Genomic DNA, 18,203 nt, shown 5'->3' with positions numbered 1-18,203 from the left:
TGCGAAGAGAAGCAGCAGTGTTAGCCTGAACTTGGCTATCCGCTGCTTTTGAGTTTTCTGGCTGTGACGAAGTCAAAGCGTTTCCTATTCTTATCTTGATCTAAAACGCGCGAATTGTATCACAGATTACGAGATGTGGATGGGTGAGCCTGTGCTTTATTTATTCGTCACAAAGGCTTACAAGAGCTATGATTGAGCCAGTCTTGTTGCTCAGAAGCGAATCTATCCAACCATTCGAGCGCAGCTTTATTTACTGAGAGTTTTTCTACGTCAGCGAGAAGCGCTGCAGACGCAACATGCTGATTTGTCAGTTTGAAAGTAGAAACAATATCAAAGGCACACAAAGACTTCTCTTTCAGTTCGTTGGAAACTGCTGTTTTCAGCCAACCACCTTTAGGATTGCCACAATCCCAGTTGAACTTGCTGTTCACTCCCCATTCAGGCTCAAATTCACACTCCTTGCTGTACGGCGGAAACTCAACAAAACTTCCGTCATACTTCGCCTCTACCCAATTCGGTGACCAGTTAAAGATCAACAGAGGTCGATTGGCCTTAACGTAACTATGTATCTTCTTGTTGATTGATTCACCGTCTGGCAAAACGTGTACTTGCAAGTTCAATTCTAGCGCCCTGATTCTTGCCGCATCGGGCTTTTCCCAGGGACCGGTATAGTAGATACCTTTGCCCCCTTTGTGCTCGGCAAATACTGAAGCACAAGATTTCAAAGCCTCCCATCTTGGCAGACCCGGACATTGCTGCTCCACATAGCTCGGGTACCACCACTCTTCTCGCGTTTGGGCAAGATGGGTCGCTCCCTCTTGTATGAATCCTTTTGCTACGAGCTGTTCGTACTTTGTCCCCATTGAACCTTGCCAAACTTCCACCTGAATATCTGCTTTACCTTGCGCAAGCAGGAACCATTGGGCATCAGATGTTGCGTGAACAAACTCCACTTCAATCCCCTGCTGCTCAATCAGTATTCCTAAAGCCTTTGTAATGACTTGCTGACTACTCCAATCGAGCGACAGTAAACGTATTGGTTCACCGGATACATTTGAAGCGACCAAGGAAGCAAGCACAAATGGGAAGACTATTCGCATCCATTACCTCCGCTATTATTATGCTGCTACGTAGTAAGAGTAGGAAAAATTCACTGACCCAACCGATATCACGCCCCTAGAAACAAAAAAGAGCAGCGATATTGCTACTCTTCAGTATTTGTTTAGAAGTCTATTTGTAAATAAAGGGTATTGTAGTTACTGCCCCCTTTGATACGTCCATATTGGGAAGCACTTTCAAATATCGCACTACGGTGATGGATAGAATACCCCAGCCACATGTTATCGAAGTCTCGATTGTTGATAAGATCACCAAGATTCACATCAAACGAGAAATCTAAGTAATTAAGCAAGTGGCTCGGGGTGTAGCCCTTGGATTTCATCTCTTCGTTTTCGACATAAGTCATGCTGTCGATGTATGACATGCCTTCTGCAACACCAAAACGCCACTTAGTTGGCCAATCAAACGTATAATACGCCTTAATCGCTGCAATATATTCTGTTGCACTGGACTGCACCTCTGATGACCAATGATGAACGATGCCCGGTGTAAAATAGATATCGAGAGGAATACCAAACAGCTCATCGGTCAATGGATGACCATAAAACACCGAAGTCATCTGGTTGTTGTACGGATCTTTTTCGGCATTAAATGTGATGATGTCACCGATATTCGATGGCGTCGCCCAACCATGTGCAAAGCGAACATACCGTTTATTAGTTAGCTCAGATTTTGGTGCTTTGGCCTTGTCATTAAAGAAACCAAAGCCAATATAGAACTCACCTTGATATCTATCTTCGACTGCATCGGAGTGATATGCACTATGGTCTAGCCGTGTCACACTGGTAGCCCCGAGTAGGTAAAGATTAGAATGCACGTGGTAACGTGCTTTTAGGCCCACTTTTGCATCAACCCCGGCGCCAATGGTTTGCTTAGTTGTCGCAGAAAATGCGTAATACTCACTGTTAAAATCTGCATCTTTGTAACGTAGCGTCGCGTGTGGCTCTAGCTCCCAATCGCCATATTCATACTTTGCAGATGCGCGTAAGTTGGCATGAAAGCGCAAATCTTTATCGCTCATTAGCTCAGTATCTAGCCACCACTTATCATCTAGCTTATATCTCAGCTGACCACCAAAATCGAACGAGTCACCTTCATTAGCATTTTGTACCGCAGCGGGAATATCGACAAAACGTAGTCTCATAAGAGCATTGAGCTGAAACTGTTCGTCTTCACTTTGATGAAGGTAAGCCCCACCTTCAAGACCGTTTACAAATACATAGTCATTGTTGAAGTACATCATGGGAACAAATGTACTTACTGTATGATCACCATCATGGGTGTCAAACGGAATGGTTGCCGTTCGATATACCGCCGCTATTCCCCAATTTTGTTCACTTATCGCCGTGCTTTCTTCTGCACTCAGTGAAGTTGACATTAAGCTACTGACAGCAAAAGCTAACGCTGGCAGACGTTTACTAGTTATCATTTTTCCCCAAAAGTGACTAAAGCACTCAAAAACTAACCAATTAAAACAGTTAATACTTATGTTTCTCGGTCATTCGTCGTTAAAATATAAAGATATGATCTCTTAAATCAAAAAATTGTGAAAGCCTCAGAACTAAAAAGATTACTCGAGTCCTTACCAGATAACGCCGATCCAGACATAGTCACTGGAGAGTGCTGGCTACCTGAGCGTCTACTCGATGCTAGTCTCGACGGCGATATGATGTTTCTTTCATTCGATAGCGCGCCTGAAGAGACGCAAGGTGAAGAAGAAGGTAGAGGGTTTGTTGAACATGAAATTGAAATGATTCGTCATCGATTCGAGCAAATTATAGAAGAGCAATCTGATACAAAGACCAAAGCAGATGCCATGCTGGCGTTATTTTTGATGGGACATGAACTTTCCAGTTCAGAAATCATCGAAATCCTAGAAGATCCCGAAGTCCCTGAGCCACCAACTGAGTAGTCAATGAATAGCAGTTTACCTTTCCTAATTGCCGGACCAATCCTACGTAAAATCACCTCTGAAGAACTTGTATTTTGGCTCGTGACTAGTGAGCCGATAAGTGGTCATTTTGAACTCGACTTAGAGCCACAGTTAGGGACACTTTTCTCGCGAAACCTCAGCGAATGCCAGCAACTTGCCATTGGTAAACACTGTTATTTAACGCTTGCCCAATTCAAAGGTGACTTCCCGACCAATGTCGCTCTCAGCTATGATTTTATTACCCAACATGGCTCTCTGACATCACTCTATCCTGATCTTCTGTACAGCGATGAACAGAAGCTGACTTTTAAGGTTTCGACTAAAGCAGACTATATCCTTCACGGGTCTTGTCGTAACCCACATCATCCCAGTAAAGATGCGCTGATTCAGATTAACGAGAAAGTGGCGCGTCAGACTTTGGAAGAGCGCCCAGACCTGCTCATGATGAGTGGTGACCAGATCTATGCGGATCATGTTGCAGGGCCAACACTTGATGCTATTTTACAGACCATCAAATTGCTTGGCCTGCCAGATGAGCAGTTTGTGCAAGCGCCCATCAGTTCAAGCCAAGAATTATACGCTCACCCTGATTGTTATTATGGTCGTGACAACATTCTGCCTCATTATGTTGACGATGGCAGTTGGCTTACGAGACTGTTCCCACACCGCAATACGCCTATTTTTAGTTCTCGCGAAGCAGAAAACCACTTGGTGACTTTTTCCGAGTTCTTCGCGATGTATTTATTGGTCTGGTCTCCCACGCTTTGGCCTTATCTCAATATCAACAACTTGCTTGATAAGAAATTTGTCCACGCGGGTAAGCCGATAACCCCACTATTTCAGCAACAGTGGCGTGAAGAGAAAGCGGTTATTGAAGAGTTTGTCGCAGGGCTTCCTCAAGTCCAAAGGCTGTTTGCTCACATCCCGACCTATATGATTTTCGATGACCATGATGTGACTGATGATTGGAACCTCACTATAGGTTGGGAAAAAGCGGCCTACGGCAATCCGTTCTCTAACCGCATCATTGGCAATGGACTGGCGGCTTATTGGCTCTGCCAAGGCTGGGGAAACGAACCAGACAACTTCAATCAAGAGTTCCTCGCTATCGCTGAGCAGTTCTTAAGCCAACCCGGCGGCCAACAGCAAGACAACTTTATCCAGTATCTCTATACCTTTGAGCGTTGGCACTACACAATTCATAGTTCTCCTAAAGTGGTTGTGCTCGATACCCGCACTCGCCGTTGGCGCTCAGAATCTCGTATGAACAAACCTTCGGGTCTCATGGATTGGGAGGCATTGGTTGAGTTTCAACAAGAACTCATGCATCAAGATAAAGTCGTTATTGTCTCTGCGGCACCTATGTTCGGGGTCAAATTTATCGAGGCTCTACAGAAAGGTGCAACGATGCTTGGTCAGCCATTACTCATTGATGCCGAAAACTGGATGGCTCACCCCGGCAGCGCCAATACACTTTTGAGTATCTTTACTCATACCAAAACGCCAACCAACTTTGTGATCTTATCGGGTGATGTGCATTACTCGTTCGCCTACGACATTAAACTTAGGTTTAGACGCAGTAGCCCAAACATTTTTCAAATCACCTGTAGTGGATTCAAAAATCAGTTTCCCGAACCACTTCTGGGCTTCTGTGACCATGCAGATAGGCTGCTTTATTCTCCGCGGTCGCCGCTTAACTTTTTGACCAAGCGTAAGCGCCTTAAAGTCAAAAAACGCGATCCCAATACGGAAGGCGTGCGTCGCCTAGTCAACACCAGTGCTGTGGGCGAGCTAAAACTGGATGAACATGGTAAACCAAGACGGATTTCGATACTGACTGGCAATGGAGTCGAATGGGAGTTCCCCCCGATAAAAGAAAAGTAAGGTTTTTGTAAAGACCCTTGAGATGTTCTCGGATAAGCACTATTTATAAAAATAGTGTTATCGCAAAGGTTTTCAATATGCTCAATTCAATAACGTCGCTTTTCAAACAGTTACTTGAGGGCCACGACTTAAGTCACAACACCCAGCCTGATGTCAATCTTGCTATCGCTTGCCTACTTTGTGAAGTTGCCGGTGCGGACAATCAAATAGAACAGGTTGAAATTGAAGCGAAACGCCACCTGTTAACGCGTTTACTCGATTTAGATGAAACCGCTGCAACAACCCTGTTGAGCCGGGCAGAAATGCGCAGTAAAGACTCGGCTTCTCTCTACGATTTCACCTCTCAACTTCGAGAGTTGAGCCAAGAAACCCGCTTCGCGCTGATCAAAGCAATGTGGGAAGTCGCGAATGCTGATGGTGAGATTGACCCAATAGAAGATTCTGTGATTAGGAAAACCGCAGAACTACTGTATGTTGACCATAGTGAGTTTATTCGCGCTAAGATACAGGTCATCGATAAGAGCTAGAGTTGTCTTTCTGACCTAAAAATACCTTTCAGAGGAATACGGCGCTGATCCCAGGTAACATAAGCTCCTCTAAGGTGACTAATCAATACAAACTGATCGTGATCAAGCTGTTCAATATATAATATTTTGATGCTCCAAGACTGTGGGCCAAGTGGATCACTTTGCTCTAGAGAAGCGACAAAGTAGTAGTTAAGCCACTTTAAAAACCAACCATTAAACATACGTGATGCCAAGACGTCACCATATTCGTCGTAGCCGAGGTAAAACATTTGAATTTTCATCCGGCTAAGGTTAACCCTTAAAGTTTCTTTTCCATCCAACGGATAATCGGTACGAAACTGAATACGTTCATTGGTAAAAAGCGCACCTCCAACCCCTAAGAGAAAATAGAGTGCAACAGACAAGGTTACGACCAAAGTAAGCCTTCTTATCCCACTATGCATCCGTTAGTTTCTCCATACAATCTGAGAGCTGATAATCGTCTGTCACGTCTTGCAGTTGACCCGCTCTGTAGACGACGATTTGAACTTCTCGGCAAGGTGTGTGGGCAGGCATTAGGAACACTTTTTCAATGTTATCGTCCAATGCGTTTAACCACTGGAACTGAGGTTGTTCAATATCAATACCGTATGACACCACTTCAACCCTTCCCTTAGTCTCTTTGTCCAAAATGCATATCAGCTCAAACAACACAAACCAGATCAACAGTGGCAAAACCAAACAAAATACGCTCCTGACTCGTAACGAAAGCCTAGAGCGAGGTTTATTCTGTAAGTCTAAATGTGTTAGCTTTGCATCTCTGCCGGCTGTGAAACGGGTGTTTCGCATTTGATAGCCAACGCGCGGCACAGTGTGAATTTCGATATCGACACCCAGTGAAGCAAGAGCTTGACGTACGTTTTTGATAGCAACGTTTAAGGAGCTTTCCGTTACAACTTTCCCTGACCAACATTGTGTCAGTAGTTCTGCACGACTTATTACATCGCCATAAGCGCGCCACAACAACCAACAAATATGCAGTTCAGAATTGGATAATACGACCTTTTCATCACTGTTCGCAGCTTTCAACAGGCGATGCTCAAAACAAAACTCTAAAAGGGCTTTCTCATTCATGACTTTACTTAATTAGAAAAGGCTACTTCATAGCAGTAGCCTTCAATACAATATCTTTTTTATGTGTCTTGGTGTTGAACTCGCAAGCCAAGCGCTATATTTCTAGTTTGAATCCGAGCTTCATGACGCTGACTTTCGCTAAGCCTAGCCTTACTGCCTCAAGCTGATTAGCAATCGACTCGGCATCCTGCTCATTTTTTGCCAACACTGCAATTGAATACAGAGGTCGGACAAACTCGGTTCCTGCGATACCATCATTTTTCAAGTAGGCTGACGTCACTTTACCTTGATTCGTCCAATCGACTACTTTTTGCAAATCAGCCGCCAGCACTTTATCAACTAAAAGTGCATCGGTTGGCTCTTGCCACTCAAGCTCAAGCGCATAGTTTTCAAACGCTGGAACACTATCAAGCCACTTACTTCCCAAATCACGAATTTCCTCAAACTCCACCATTTGATTGTGTGAAAAAGGCAGGTTAGACAATTTACGTCTTACTTCTTGTTCGCTTTCCGCTTGCATAACAAATCGAATGATAGGGAAATCCTGCTCCCCGATACGACTTGAAGTAACAAACATGTCCTTGATGTAACCAGCATCTACCAAGTTCGCAAACGCTTTTTTTTGCGCTGGCATCATGTCAAACACTGCTTGGGAATCTTGAGTTTTCCAAGCAACCGTGACCGCAAACGCCCCCGCTTGTGACTGCAAAGAAAAGCAGGTTAAAACCGCCAACAAAAACACCTTGTAATTTAGCTTCATTCAATACCTCGTTATTAAAAATTAATGGTCTCCTAGAGATATCGATGTAAAGAAAACAGGTATCAATGTAACCATATTTACTTCTACTCCACCTCTTGTTAACAGACGTTTAGAGGCTATCAGGACTAGAAATCAGAGGAATGGCAAACAAGCACTTTTAATATTAAAAATCTATGAATTGTAGCGAGTAGGATCTTTAGATTAGGTATTTAGTTTTTTTTAGATACACCAAATTAGTTTGCTGTATCTTTCACTCGCTATTTGCAAACTACTTAAACACAAAAGGAGCCGAGGCTCCTTTTGTGTTTAAAGCATAGTTAAGGCCAATTTGGCTAGGTTATAGGCATCAACATAACCCGAGTGCTGACGACCTTCCCACTCTATACCTTTGCTCTCTTGTGCCGCTTTGTGCCCGATTCGTTTGTCTTTAAGTCGGTTTTGAATTCGGAACAAGGTGGCTAAGTTGATAAACTCATTAAATGGGGTATCAATGCCCTTATCTAAGCACTCTTGCCTTAGCACGAGATCATCTCGACCCCAAGCAGCGTATATTTTGTTCGTACCACCAAAATTTTTGACCATAGATTTGAGGACTTCTTCTAGTGGACGGCCCTGCTTTTCAATTTTACGTGGGGTGATTCCTGTTAACTGAGAACAAAATAGCGAGACTTCATCTGTTTCTGGTTTTACGTAGTATTGTGCCCGCTTAACGATCTCCCCTTTTACAAGGTCAATCTCTGCAAGCCCTACTTCAATGATTTCGCCAGTGGTACCGACACCGTCTTCATTCCAACAGCACATTTCTAGATCGAAACAAACTACACGGTTATGGTTCATGGTTCGCCTTTGTTCAAAATAATCTGAAAGCGCAAAAGTCTACAATAGAATACGTCAAAACTCGAATATCAACACACTGACTGGCTAGTTATTCTGCAATTGAAACGCAGTTTCGCCCTGCTTGCTTACTCTTATAAAGTTGAGCATCTGACGCTTGCATAATGTCCTCTTCGTTTTCTAAGCGACGAATCGCAGCACCGATACTGAGTGAGCATTGGATAATTCTTCCATCAAACTCATACTTTGAACTTGCTACTGCGCGACCAATCCTGTCCAGATAGTTAAACAGCTCATAGCGATCAGTAATGTGAGAGATGATACAAAACTCATCGCCTCCCATGCGGACAAAGACATCCCCTGGCTCTAAGTGACTTTGAACAACCCTAGCGACATGACAGAGCATTTCATCTCCCGCTACGTGCCCGTGGTGGTCATTAATGAGCTTAAACTTATCCACGTCAAATCCCACTAAAGCAAAAGAGTTCTGCTTGCTGACTTTATCTGTCAAATATCGACTGAACGCCCGGCGGTTATATATCCCCGTTAGCGTGTCGTGATCCACTAAGAATTGCAGCTCTTCGGTACGTTCATCAAGCAAGACTTCAAGATGTTCTTTGTCACGAATTAATAGCAATACTATGTAACTTGATAGGCATGCGATAACAAGCCCAGCCATAAAGATTCCAACCAATACAAAACGATCATTATCCGTCACCTTTCTGTCGAGTTTGAAATCAACAATCCATTCTCGATTGGGTAATACGACGCGTTTGGTAATCTCAATACCGCTAGTTGCATCCCAGTTATTGCTTTCATATAAGATCGGGTCGTCTTCGGCGTCGAAGCCCATATCCGTCACTTTGACCAGCAAGTCTTGCTCAGTAGCTGTACGGACCACGATTGATTCGAAATATTTGGTAGAACGGATAACACCGATCACCACACCAACTAACTCTTTAGCATTTTCCGCACTAAACACTGGGTGATAAACCAGTAATCCAGTCTTTGCCAAGCTTCTGTCAAAGCCGTCTTGTAACAAACGAATTTTGTCAGAAACACTTGGCTGTCCAGTTTCGCGAATACCATCAAGCACTAGCTGAAAACGCAACCGAGACGAGTAATAGCCGAGCGCATTGAAGTTCGCCTGATTTCGGGGATAGACATCGGAAGCGGGATAGATGGGTTCATCGTTACGCATGATGTAACCAAGCGTCTTCGGCCCGTCTTTCGGCACGGTATAAATCTCATAAAAGGGATACGTTCGCTTTACCTTTTCAACATGGGCAGCGACTTGATTATGTTCGATGCGCGGCATCCATTGCAGCGCGATTAGCGTTTGAGAAGCTGAAACTATCTGATCGGCAAAAACTGGAAAGCGATGCCAATCTTCCGGCTGGGTAGCATGGAAGAAATTAGCACCAGCACCAATAAACTGTAAATCACTCTCCACCACCTGCTGAAGGTTTTCCGCTTGTTGCTCTGCAAGTTTATCCACCAATGAAACTGTATACTTAAACTGTGATTGATAGACAAAATAGACCGCATATAAGGTCAACAGTAAGGTGAAATTAAACGCTAAGAACGGGTATAAATACTTCTTTTTAGTCAATTGTTGCATAAAGCATATTTGTGAAACGACGCATTAAAATAACCGCGACATTCTAGCCTTATCCATTTAGTTACATAAAGCGTAATTGTCGATTACATATGAAACTATTCACGTTCCGTGCAGTACACCTCTTTTTGAGTGAATAATTGCATAAAAACTCATCACTTGAACTTTATAACACCGTATTAAGACGCTTTTAGTAGCAGAATGGTGACTTGATTATGGTACTATTTGCCCCAATTTATCAGAACAAATAGGCTCATACCGTCTCTGAGCCAAAGCAGAGATTTACTTCATCTCTCATTACACTAAAACATTAAGAGAATTGTCATGACGTTCGATTTACAAATGATCCCTCAAACGTTCGATATGCTTCACGCAGGTCTTGCTGCTTCAAGTGTATTACTGCTTCTTATTGCGACTTCTCGCAAATCAAAAGTCATTGAGAAAGTAGTAGAAAAACCAGTTGAGAAAATCGTTGAAGTAGAAAAGCCCGTCGAAAAGATCGTTGAAGTAGAAAAAGTGGTCGAAGTAGAAAAAGTCATCGAGAAAGTCGTTGAAGTTGAGTCCAAACTGGCTACCGCTTCTACTGATTCAGCAATGCAGCTACTGTCTATTATGCAGCAAGAAGCTCGCCTAATTGATTTCTTACAAGAAGACCTAACCTCGTTTTCAGACGAAGAAGTAGGCGCTGCGGCTCGCGTTATTCACACCGGTGGTCAAAAAGTACTAAGTGACTACGTAACGCTTGAGCATATTCGCAATGAAGACGAAGAAACTCGCATCACTATTGAAGAAGGCTTCAACCCGCAGCAAATTCGCCTAACGGGTAACGTAACGGGTAATGCACCTTTCAATGGAACTCTGGTTCACAAAGGTTGGAAGGCAAGCGCAATGAATTTGCCAAAGCTTGCAGAGAACTATGATGCGTCTGTTATTGCTCCAGCAGAGGTTGAGCTGTAATGGAACTCCAGAATAACCAAGCGCAAAACACAGAATCTAACCCACCAAAATTTAGCGTCGGTATTGACTTAGGAACCACACACTGCGTGCTGTCTTATGTCGATACTAGCGTCGAAGATGCACGCGTAGAGGTAATGTCAATTCCTCAATTAACAGCACCTGGCACAGTAGAAAATCGCAGCCAACTCGGTTCGTTTTTATACCAACCGCACGAACATGAAATGAACTCAGCGTCGCGTGTTTTACCTTGGTCATCTGAGCCAACAGCTCTTGTTGGTGCTATCGCGCGCAATTTGGGGGCTAAAACACCAATTCGCCTAATTGCCAGTGCGAAATCTTGGCTTTGTCATGGTGGCGTGAATCGTCGCGATGCATTTCTACCGGCAGGTAGTCCTGAAGAAGTTGAAAAGGTGTCACCGCTGCGTGCCACTGAGCTTTATCTAGAGCACCTAAAACAAGCTTGGGATCATTCAAACCCAAATAATCCTTTAGCCGATCAAGATGTGACCATCACTGTTCCTGCATCGTTCGATCCTGCAGCACGAGATCTTACTGCAGAAGCTGCTCGCAATGTAGGCTTTGTTCATTTAACACTACTTGAAGAGCCACAAGCTGCGCTCTACAACTGGATTGATAACAGCAACGACAAATGGCGCGATGAAGTCTCTGTTGGCGATATTGTCCTTGTAGTTGATATCGGTGGTGGTACTACCGACCTTTCTCTTGTCGAGGTGACAGAGGAAGAAGGTAACCTAACGTTGAACCGCATCGCTGTCGGTGAACATATCCTATTGGGTGGCGACAATATGGATCTTGCACTGGCTTATCGCCTTAAGATGAAGCTTGCTCAAGAAGGCAAAGAGCTTCAGCCATGGCAAGTTCAAGCAATGACCCATGCATGTCGCGATGCAAAAGAGGCGCTATTAAATGATAGCGAGCTGCAATCTGTGCCTATCGTTGTACCGAGTCGTGGTTCTAAGCTGCTAGGTGCAACGCTTAAAACAGAGCTTACTCAGCAAGAAGTTCAACAAACTCTTGTTGATGGATTTTTCCCTAAAGTTGCTGTCAGTGAGCATCCCGTTCAGCGTAACCGTGGCGCATTGACTCAAATGGGCCTGCCTTACGCTCAAGATGCAGGTATCACTCGCCACATTGCTGCTTTCTTAACCAAACAAGCCAATGCACTATCTGGCTCTGAAGCACAGCAAGAGTACAACCCATTTGCCAATATGCCAGGCATGCCGGGGGGGGAATCCACTCAATCTTCTGATTTCATCAAACCGACAGCGATTTTGTTTAACGGTGGCGTACTGAAGTCAACACTGCTTGCTAATCGCCTCGAAGAAACGCTCAACGAATGGTTGATTGATGTTGATAGCGAGATGGCGAAGCGTTTGACTGGTGTTGACCTCGATCTGGCCGTGGCTAGCGGGGCTTCATACTACGGCAGCGTTCGCCGAGGACAAGGCGTTCGAATTCGCGGTGGTATCGCGTCTAGCTACTATGTAGGTATTGAAAGCGCGATGCCAGCGATTCCAGGTATGGCACCACCGATGGAAGCACTGTGTGTGGCTCCATTTGGTATGGAAGAAGGCTCCAGCGCTGATGTTCCAAGCCAAGAGTTTGGACTTATCATTGGTCAGCCGGTTAACTTCCAATTCTTTGGTTCTACCGTTCGTCGTGACGACATCGCTGGTACTCATCTAGACCATTGGGCTCCTGAAGAGCTAGACGAACTGCCTGAGATTCAAGTCACGCTGCCTGTATCTGAAGGTCGCCGTGAAGGTGAAGTGGTTCCGGTGACTCTTGCATCACGCGTCACTGAACTCGGTACTTTGTATCTTGAAGCTATCGCTGCTGACAATGGGCAGAAATGGCATGTAGAGTTTGATGTCCGCGAAGACGCAAGCTCGAACTCAGAACAAGCATAACGATTAACGGCACCTCTGGGTGCCGTTGTTTTAAGTTGTCCGCAAATAAGGTTATCTATGGCATCTCCTCGATTCTTAGTCGGTATTGATTTAGGTACAACCAATACGGTTGTCGCATTCTGTGAAATCACCGATGACCTACAAAACTCTGCCGTTTCCCTATTTGAAATAGACCAGTTAATTGGCCCGGGTGAAGTCGTCCGCAAGCCATTGCTGCCCTCTTTCCGTTATCACCCAGCGGCAGGTCAAGTCTCCCCATCAGACTTAACGCTGCCATGGGATAACGAACCCGTCGCTGGTGACATTAGCCAAGTGATTGTTGGCGAATGGGCGCGAGAGCTCGGTGCCAAAGTGGAAGGTCGCCAAGTTTCTAGTGCCAAAAGCTGGCTCTCACACCAAGCCGTAGATCGAAGCTCCGACATTTTGCCTTGGGCAGGAGCAACGGATGTCGATAAAGTCTCACCTGTTATCGCCAGCGCAAGCTACCTGAACCACATTCGACTTGCTTGGAACTATCGCAATCCAAGCAATAAACTCGAAGACCAAGAAGTGGTGGTGACGGTTCCTGCTTCCTTCGACGAAACAGCGCGAAAACTTACCCTTGAAGCCGCGCAGCTAGCTGGGTTAAATAAAATTGTGCTTCTCGAAGAGCCACAAGCGGTTTGCTACGACTGGTATGCGCGCCACCAGCAAAGCGCAGCAGAAGAGCTAAAAGATCTTCCGTTAATTCTCGTCTGTGATGTTGGTGGTGGTACAACCGACTTAAGTTTGATTGAAGCTAAGTTCGATCAAGGTGAGCTCTCTTTGGATCGCATCGGCGTTGGTGATCACTTAATGCTGGGTGGTGATAATCTCGACCTTGCTTTAGCTCATCTGGCAGAACAGCGCTTCAATCAAAGTAAAAAGCTCAACGCAGCTAGCTTAACCAAACTGATTCAGCAAACGCGCAAAGCAAAAGAAAACTTACTCTCGCCCGATGCGCCTGAAGAAGTGAAGATCACTATGCTCGGCAGCGGTTCTAAATTACTTGGCGGGACGAAAAGTATCGGCCTTTCAAAGCAAGAAGTTCATCAAATTGCTCTAGATGGATTCTTCCCATTGTCTGATTTTACAGACACGCCAGATAAAAGACGCAGTGCTGTCGTTGAGTTCGGTCTGCCTTACGTCGCCGACCCTGCGGTCAGTAAGCATGTTGCAGAGTTTTTGAGCCAACATCAGCAAGTTTCAATGGCGGCGCTCAAGCAAGGCGATCCCAACAAGCCCGCTATCCCTGTTGGCATCCTGCTCAACGGTGGTGTGTTCAATAGCGACCTTGTCACTCAGCGTGTTACCCAATTGCTTGGCAACTGGCGTGGTGACGATATCACGGTGCTCGATAACCCTCATCCGGATTGGTCAGTCGCACTTGGCGCTGTCGCTTTTAGTAAGGCTCGCCGAGGCGCGCAACTTAAAATCGGTGGTGGAGCAGCACGTTCTTACTTCTTACATCTTCAAGAAAAGAACAAAATGGGCAAAGCACTCTGCCTGCTATCAAAAGGTACCGAGGAAGGACACGAAATTAGGCTAAGCGGTCGCCGATTCTCATTAACTTTGGGCGAACCTGTTCGTTTTAACCTTCTAACAACGACACACGACACGCTTTCTAACAACACCGCGATTCAAAATGGCGTCATGGTTGATATTGACCCAGACCTATTCGCGCCGCTACCCCCTTACATCTCGACACTTGAAGGTGAAGGAATCGAGCTGCAAGCCAACCAGAAAGAGCGAGTTGAAGTTCAGCTCGCCTGTCAGCTAACTGAAGTTGGCACGCTGAAAATGGAGTGTGTCCATGTCGAAGACGACACCAAGCGTTGGGAATTAGAATTCGAAGTTCGTAACCAACAAGCAGAAGAGCAAGTTGAAGAGAGTCTCCACCCACGCCTGCCCGAATGTAAAGAGCTGATTTCTCGTATCTACAGTGGCAACAAGAAAAGCGCGGATTCGAAAGAAATCAAAACCCTAGCTAAAGAGCTAGAGCGAAAGCTTGGCAAACGTGATGAGTGGGACTTCACGACTTTACGTCAGCTGTTTGATGCTTTTGCACTCGGACGCAAACGCCGCCGCCGCTCTGAACCACATGAAAAAAACTGGCTACGTTTAGCCGGATTCTCGCTGCGTCCGGGTTTTGGCGATGCTACTGATTCTTGGCGTATAGAGCAAGTTTGGGGGCTATATCAGCAGGGAATTCAGTTTAAAAACCATCAAGGCTGGACTGATTGGTGGGTTTTCTGGCGCCGAATTGCCGGGGGGCTAAACCAAGATCAGCAAGAAAGCATCCTCGGTGATATTGCTAAATACCTTCACCCAGGGGCGATGAAAAACCCTCAGTCAGCCAAAGCGGCGCAAGACATGGGTTATGAATCTATGGTTAGACTTGCCGCTTCACTAGAGCACCTTGAAGTGGAAGATAAGGTGCTGCTCGCTTCTTGGTGCTTAAGTAAGGCCATCAACCATAACCAGTTCGAACAAGCGCATTGGTGGGCGTTAGGTAGGCTTGCTTCACGTACTCCACTGTATGGCAGTCAGCACAGCGTGATCCCTCGAGAACAAGCAGAACAATGGCTACCTAAGTTGCTGGAACAAAACTGGCAGAAAGAACCCATGATTGCTTTTGCCGCGGTCATGATCTGTAGAAAAACAGGCGATCGTCTGTTTGATATTTCTGATGATTTTAGAAACCAAGTTCTTGCGAAGCTAAAACAAAGCAAGGTGCCAGAATCTTGGGTTAGCTTGGTAGAAGAGGTGAAAGAGCTATCAGAAAGCGAATCTAAGCGCGTGTTTGGTGATGCTTTGCCAAGTGGTTTAACTTTAGTGAATCAGTAAGACGCTTTTCACGTAGCCCTCCTAGATTGGAGGGCTTTTTCTATGTGAAGCCATCTATAAACGAACCCTTTACTCACCAGCGAATTTCAGCTCTAAGCTTAACCCTATCTTCTGTCGGTATTTGTAGCACTCACTCTTCGCTATACTCAGCGCAAACTCAAGATTGAGAAAGTGAAACTAAGGCAAGATATGACTGACTACGTAGTGTGCGCGCTCTATAAATTTGTGCAGCTTGAAAACTATACCGAACTTCAAAAACCTTTGATTGCTCTTATGGATAAGCATCGTATCCGCGGTACTTTATTGCTTGCGAGCGAGGGCATCAACGGGACAGTCGCATCGAGCAGAGAAGGTATCGATGAGCTTCTTGCATGGTTTAAACAAGACGAACGCTTAGCTGACATCGTCTATAAAGAGTCTTTCGATACTAAACAGCCATTTAATCGCAGCAAAGTTAAGCTCAAGAAAGAGATCGTAACTTTAGGCGTAGAAGGTATCGACCCACGCCATGTTGTTGGTACTTACGTTAAGCCTCAAGATTGGAATGAACTGATTTCTGATCCTGAAGTGTTTGTCGTCGATACACGTAATGACTACGAAATTGAAATTGGCACTTTCCAAAACGCGGTCAACCCCCAGACCGAAACATTTCGTGAGTTTCCTGAGTACGTCGCTAAGAACATGGACCCAAGCAAGCATAAAAAGGTCGCTATGTTCTGTACCGGTGGTATTCGCTGCGAAAAATCCACTGCTTACATGAAGCAGCAAGGATTTGACGATGTGTATCACCTTGAGGGAGGTATTCTCAAATACCTAGAAGAGGTACCGGAAGAAGAAAGCCTTTGGCAAGGTGACTGTTACGTGTTTGACAATCGCGTTGCGGTTAATCATCAGCTTGAAAAAAGCGGTTATGAAATGTGTAAAGCCTGCCGCTTACCCATCACAGAAGAAGACATCAATTCATCCGATTACGAAGAAGGTGTAAGTTGCCCTAAGTGTACCGACAAACATACTGATGAGCAAAAAGCACGCTTTCGTGAGCGCGAAAAGCAAGTTAAATTAGCTGTAGAACGCGGGGAGGTTCATGTCGGTGGTGATGCAAAACAGACCATTGCTCAACGTCGACAGGAAAAACTTGATCGCAAAGCGGCACAAAGAAAGGGGTAACTCCCATTTCTTTTAGATTAAAGGGAGCTCTTGCTCCCTTTTTGATATTGAACGTTGTAGGCTTAATGGCCAAAACTTTGCAATGGTATTACATTAAACATAATTTTATCATTACTATTGTCATTTTCGCGATTATGCCACTTAAACATATCGCTTCACTTTGCCCACTCTATCTGACCACTAACATACTCTATTACACAATACATAATAATGATCATTCTTACTGCCGATTCATTGAACGTCTCAATGCCTCTTTTAAAAACTGTTAACTTCGAACAGAACCATTTTTACTTCAACAATGGCTCACGTAACTACCGGATAATTAAGCTACAGACTTGTTATGACGAGTTTGAAGTCAACGGCATGTACAGTGCCTGTGAGTCGCGCTATAAGCTCTCGTTAGAGGGTGAAAACGACCTCGAATTTTGGCTGAGTAACGGAAAACCTCTGTTCGCCGCAAACAGTTCTAGCACAGTTGTCAATGTACTAAGTTGATACTTAAACCATCACTTAACTTATAGAATCAATTATAAAAAGCGTTTAAACTTTGCTTAATCATTTGGACGAACTCGAAAGGCAGGATGCGTAGCAAAGGAGTTTGATATCAGCTTAAACGCAATAACATGGATGTTTGGCACTATCGTTTCATTTTGCTTGATGGCAATTGGAGCGAGAGAACTTAGTCAGCAGCTAGATACCTTCCAAATACTCTTTTTTCGCACCATCATTGCACTAATAATCATTAGTGTTGTGATTTTCGGGGCTAAGAGGCGCTACCTATTACGGACTCAACGTTTCAAACTGCATCTTAGTCGAAATCTGTTTCACTTTGCAGGCCAATATGGCTGGTTTCTTGGTATTGGTTTATTACCGCTTGCCGAAGTGTTCGCCTTAGAGTTTACGGTCCCTCTGTGGACTCTGCTGCTCGCATGCCTCTTTTTAGGAGAGCGCCTTACACGTAATAAACTTTGCGCTGCTTTACTCGGTTTTTCTGGTGTGTTGGTCGTCGTCAAACCAGGCCTTGATATCATTTCACCCGCAGCTCTCATCGTTCTTGCCGCAGCATTTTGCTACGCCGTTGCCCATGCCTCGACCAAGTCTTTAGCAAGTACCGAACACCCGCTTACCATTCTGTTCTTTATGTGCGCAATCCAGTTGCCTATTGGTATTTTCTTTAGTCTTCTTAACTGGCACCCCCCTCAAGGCATCGAATGGCTGTGGCTGTTAGTGATTGGATTTACCTCCTTGTCTGCCCATTATTGCATGACCAAAGCAATGCAGTGTTCGGAAGTCTCATTTGTTGTCACTATGGACTTTTTACGTTTGCCAATGATCGCCTTAGTCGGAGTTTTGCTTTACGCTGAACCTTTTCAGATTAGCGTGGTTCTGGGGGCAGGTTTGATGCTGTTGGGTAATTTGATCGGTATTTCATCATCCAAACCGTTGCTAAAGAACCGCAATTAGGCCCAATAAAAAACAAAAACAGTAGAACCAA

General features: G+C 44.8%; 16 protein-coding genes. 9 read left to right on the top strand and 7 right to left on the bottom strand.

Annotation, left to right across the window (positions count from 1 at the left end):
• Positions 1-167 precede the first annotated feature (167 nt).
• Both AC6R16_RS08815 and AC6R16_RS08810 read right to left on the bottom strand, forming a co-directional pair.
• Complete coding sequence (locus AC6R16_RS08815; RefSeq protein ID WP_500674162.1) at positions 168-1,100, bottom strand: ABC transporter substrate-binding protein; 933 nt, start codon at positions 1,098-1,100, stop codon at positions 168-170.
• A gap of 122 nt (positions 1,101-1,222) precedes the next feature.
• Complete coding sequence (locus AC6R16_RS08810) at positions 1,223-2,548, bottom strand: MipA/OmpV family protein (protein ID WP_500674161.1); 1,326 nt, start codon at positions 2,546-2,548, stop codon at positions 1,223-1,225.
• 117 nt (positions 2,549-2,665) lie between these two features.
• Here AC6R16_RS08810 and AC6R16_RS08805 point away from each other — a divergent pair, with 117 nt between their 5' ends.
• From AC6R16_RS08805 to AC6R16_RS08795, 3 genes are all read left to right on the top strand, one after another.
• Complete coding sequence (locus AC6R16_RS08805; RefSeq protein ID WP_004743343.1) at positions 2,666-3,031, top strand: VC1380 family protein; 366 nt, start codon at positions 2,666-2,668, stop codon at positions 3,029-3,031.
• Positions 3,032-3,034: 3 nt separating this feature from the next.
• Entirely contained in the window at positions 3,035-4,936 is a 1,902-nt protein-coding gene (locus AC6R16_RS08800; protein ID WP_500674160.1) for an alkaline phosphatase D family protein, read from the top strand.
• Positions 4,937-5,013: 77 nt separating this feature from the next.
• Entirely contained in the window at positions 5,014-5,463 is a 450-nt protein-coding gene (locus tag AC6R16_RS08795; RefSeq protein ID WP_500641931.1) for a tellurite resistance TerB family protein, read from the top strand.
• Here AC6R16_RS08795 and AC6R16_RS08790 read toward each other — a convergent pair.
• The 5 genes from AC6R16_RS08790 to AC6R16_RS08770 all read right to left on the bottom strand — a co-directional run bounded on the left by AC6R16_RS08790 (position 5,460) and on the right by AC6R16_RS08770 (position 9,791).
• Positions 5,460-5,906: a hypothetical protein gene (locus tag AC6R16_RS08790; protein ID WP_500674159.1), complete on the bottom strand. Its 447-nt coding sequence runs from the start codon at positions 5,904-5,906 to the stop codon at positions 5,460-5,462. The genes AC6R16_RS08795 and AC6R16_RS08790 overlap by 4 nt on opposite strands.
• The gene (locus AC6R16_RS08785; protein WP_500674158.1) at positions 5,899-6,576 is read right to left on the bottom strand and encodes a winged helix-turn-helix domain-containing protein; all 678 of its coding nucleotides are present in this window, start codon (positions 6,574-6,576) and stop codon (positions 5,899-5,901) included. The genes AC6R16_RS08790 and AC6R16_RS08785 overlap by 8 nt, the downstream gene beginning before the upstream one ends.
• A gap of 94 nt (positions 6,577-6,670) precedes the next feature.
• Positions 6,671-7,336: a hypothetical protein gene (locus AC6R16_RS08780; protein ID WP_500641928.1), complete on the bottom strand. Its 666-nt coding sequence runs from the start codon at positions 7,334-7,336 to the stop codon at positions 6,671-6,673.
• Between the two features lie 306 nt (positions 7,337-7,642).
• Positions 7,643-8,173: a 3'-5' exonuclease gene (locus tag AC6R16_RS08775; RefSeq protein ID WP_500641927.1), complete on the bottom strand. Its 531-nt coding sequence runs from the start codon at positions 8,171-8,173 to the stop codon at positions 7,643-7,645.
• Positions 8,174-8,261: 88 nt separating this feature from the next.
• Entirely contained in the window at positions 8,262-9,791 is a 1,530-nt protein-coding gene (locus AC6R16_RS08770; protein WP_500674157.1) for a sensor domain-containing diguanylate cyclase, read from the bottom strand.
• Between the two features lie 321 nt (positions 9,792-10,112).
• Here AC6R16_RS08770 and AC6R16_RS08765 point away from each other — a divergent pair, with 321 nt between their 5' ends.
• The 6 genes from AC6R16_RS08765 to AC6R16_RS08740 all read left to right on the top strand — a co-directional run bounded on the left by AC6R16_RS08765 (position 10,113) and on the right by AC6R16_RS08740 (position 18,172).
• Complete coding sequence (locus tag AC6R16_RS08765; protein ID WP_500674156.1) at positions 10,113-10,745, top strand: DUF2760 domain-containing protein; 633 nt, start codon at positions 10,113-10,115, stop codon at positions 10,743-10,745.
• Positions 10,745-12,676, top strand: a complete 1,932-nt coding sequence (locus AC6R16_RS08760; protein ID WP_500674155.1) for an Hsp70 family protein — start codon at positions 10,745-10,747, stop codon at positions 12,674-12,676. Before AC6R16_RS08765 ends, AC6R16_RS08760 begins: the two co-directional genes overlap by 1 nt.
• Positions 12,677-12,733: 57 nt before the next feature.
• On the top strand, positions 12,734-15,541 hold the full coding sequence (locus tag AC6R16_RS08755; RefSeq protein WP_500674154.1) for an Hsp70 family protein: 2,808 nt from the start codon (positions 12,734-12,736) through the stop codon (positions 15,539-15,541).
• 189 nt (positions 15,542-15,730) lie between these two features.
• Positions 15,731-16,708: an oxygen-dependent tRNA uridine(34) hydroxylase TrhO gene (trhO, locus tag AC6R16_RS08750; RefSeq protein WP_500674153.1), complete on the top strand. Its 978-nt coding sequence runs from the start codon at positions 15,731-15,733 to the stop codon at positions 16,706-16,708.
• A gap of 246 nt (positions 16,709-16,954) precedes the next feature.
• On the top strand, positions 16,955-17,203 hold the full coding sequence (locus AC6R16_RS08745; RefSeq protein ID WP_414931195.1) for a hypothetical protein: 249 nt from the start codon (positions 16,955-16,957) through the stop codon (positions 17,201-17,203).
• Positions 17,204-17,335: 132 nt separating this feature from the next.
• A complete protein-coding gene (locus AC6R16_RS08740; protein ID WP_500674152.1) occupies positions 17,336-18,172 on the top strand; it encodes a DMT family transporter in 837 nt (278 codons plus the stop codon).
• Positions 18,173-18,203: the final 31 nt, after the last annotated feature.

The organism is Vibrio sp. R10-SG3-ISO10, from assembly GCF_059834185.1.
The sequence above is the reverse complement of the archived record's forward strand: the minus strand, read 5'-3'. Positions and strand labels throughout refer to the sequence as shown.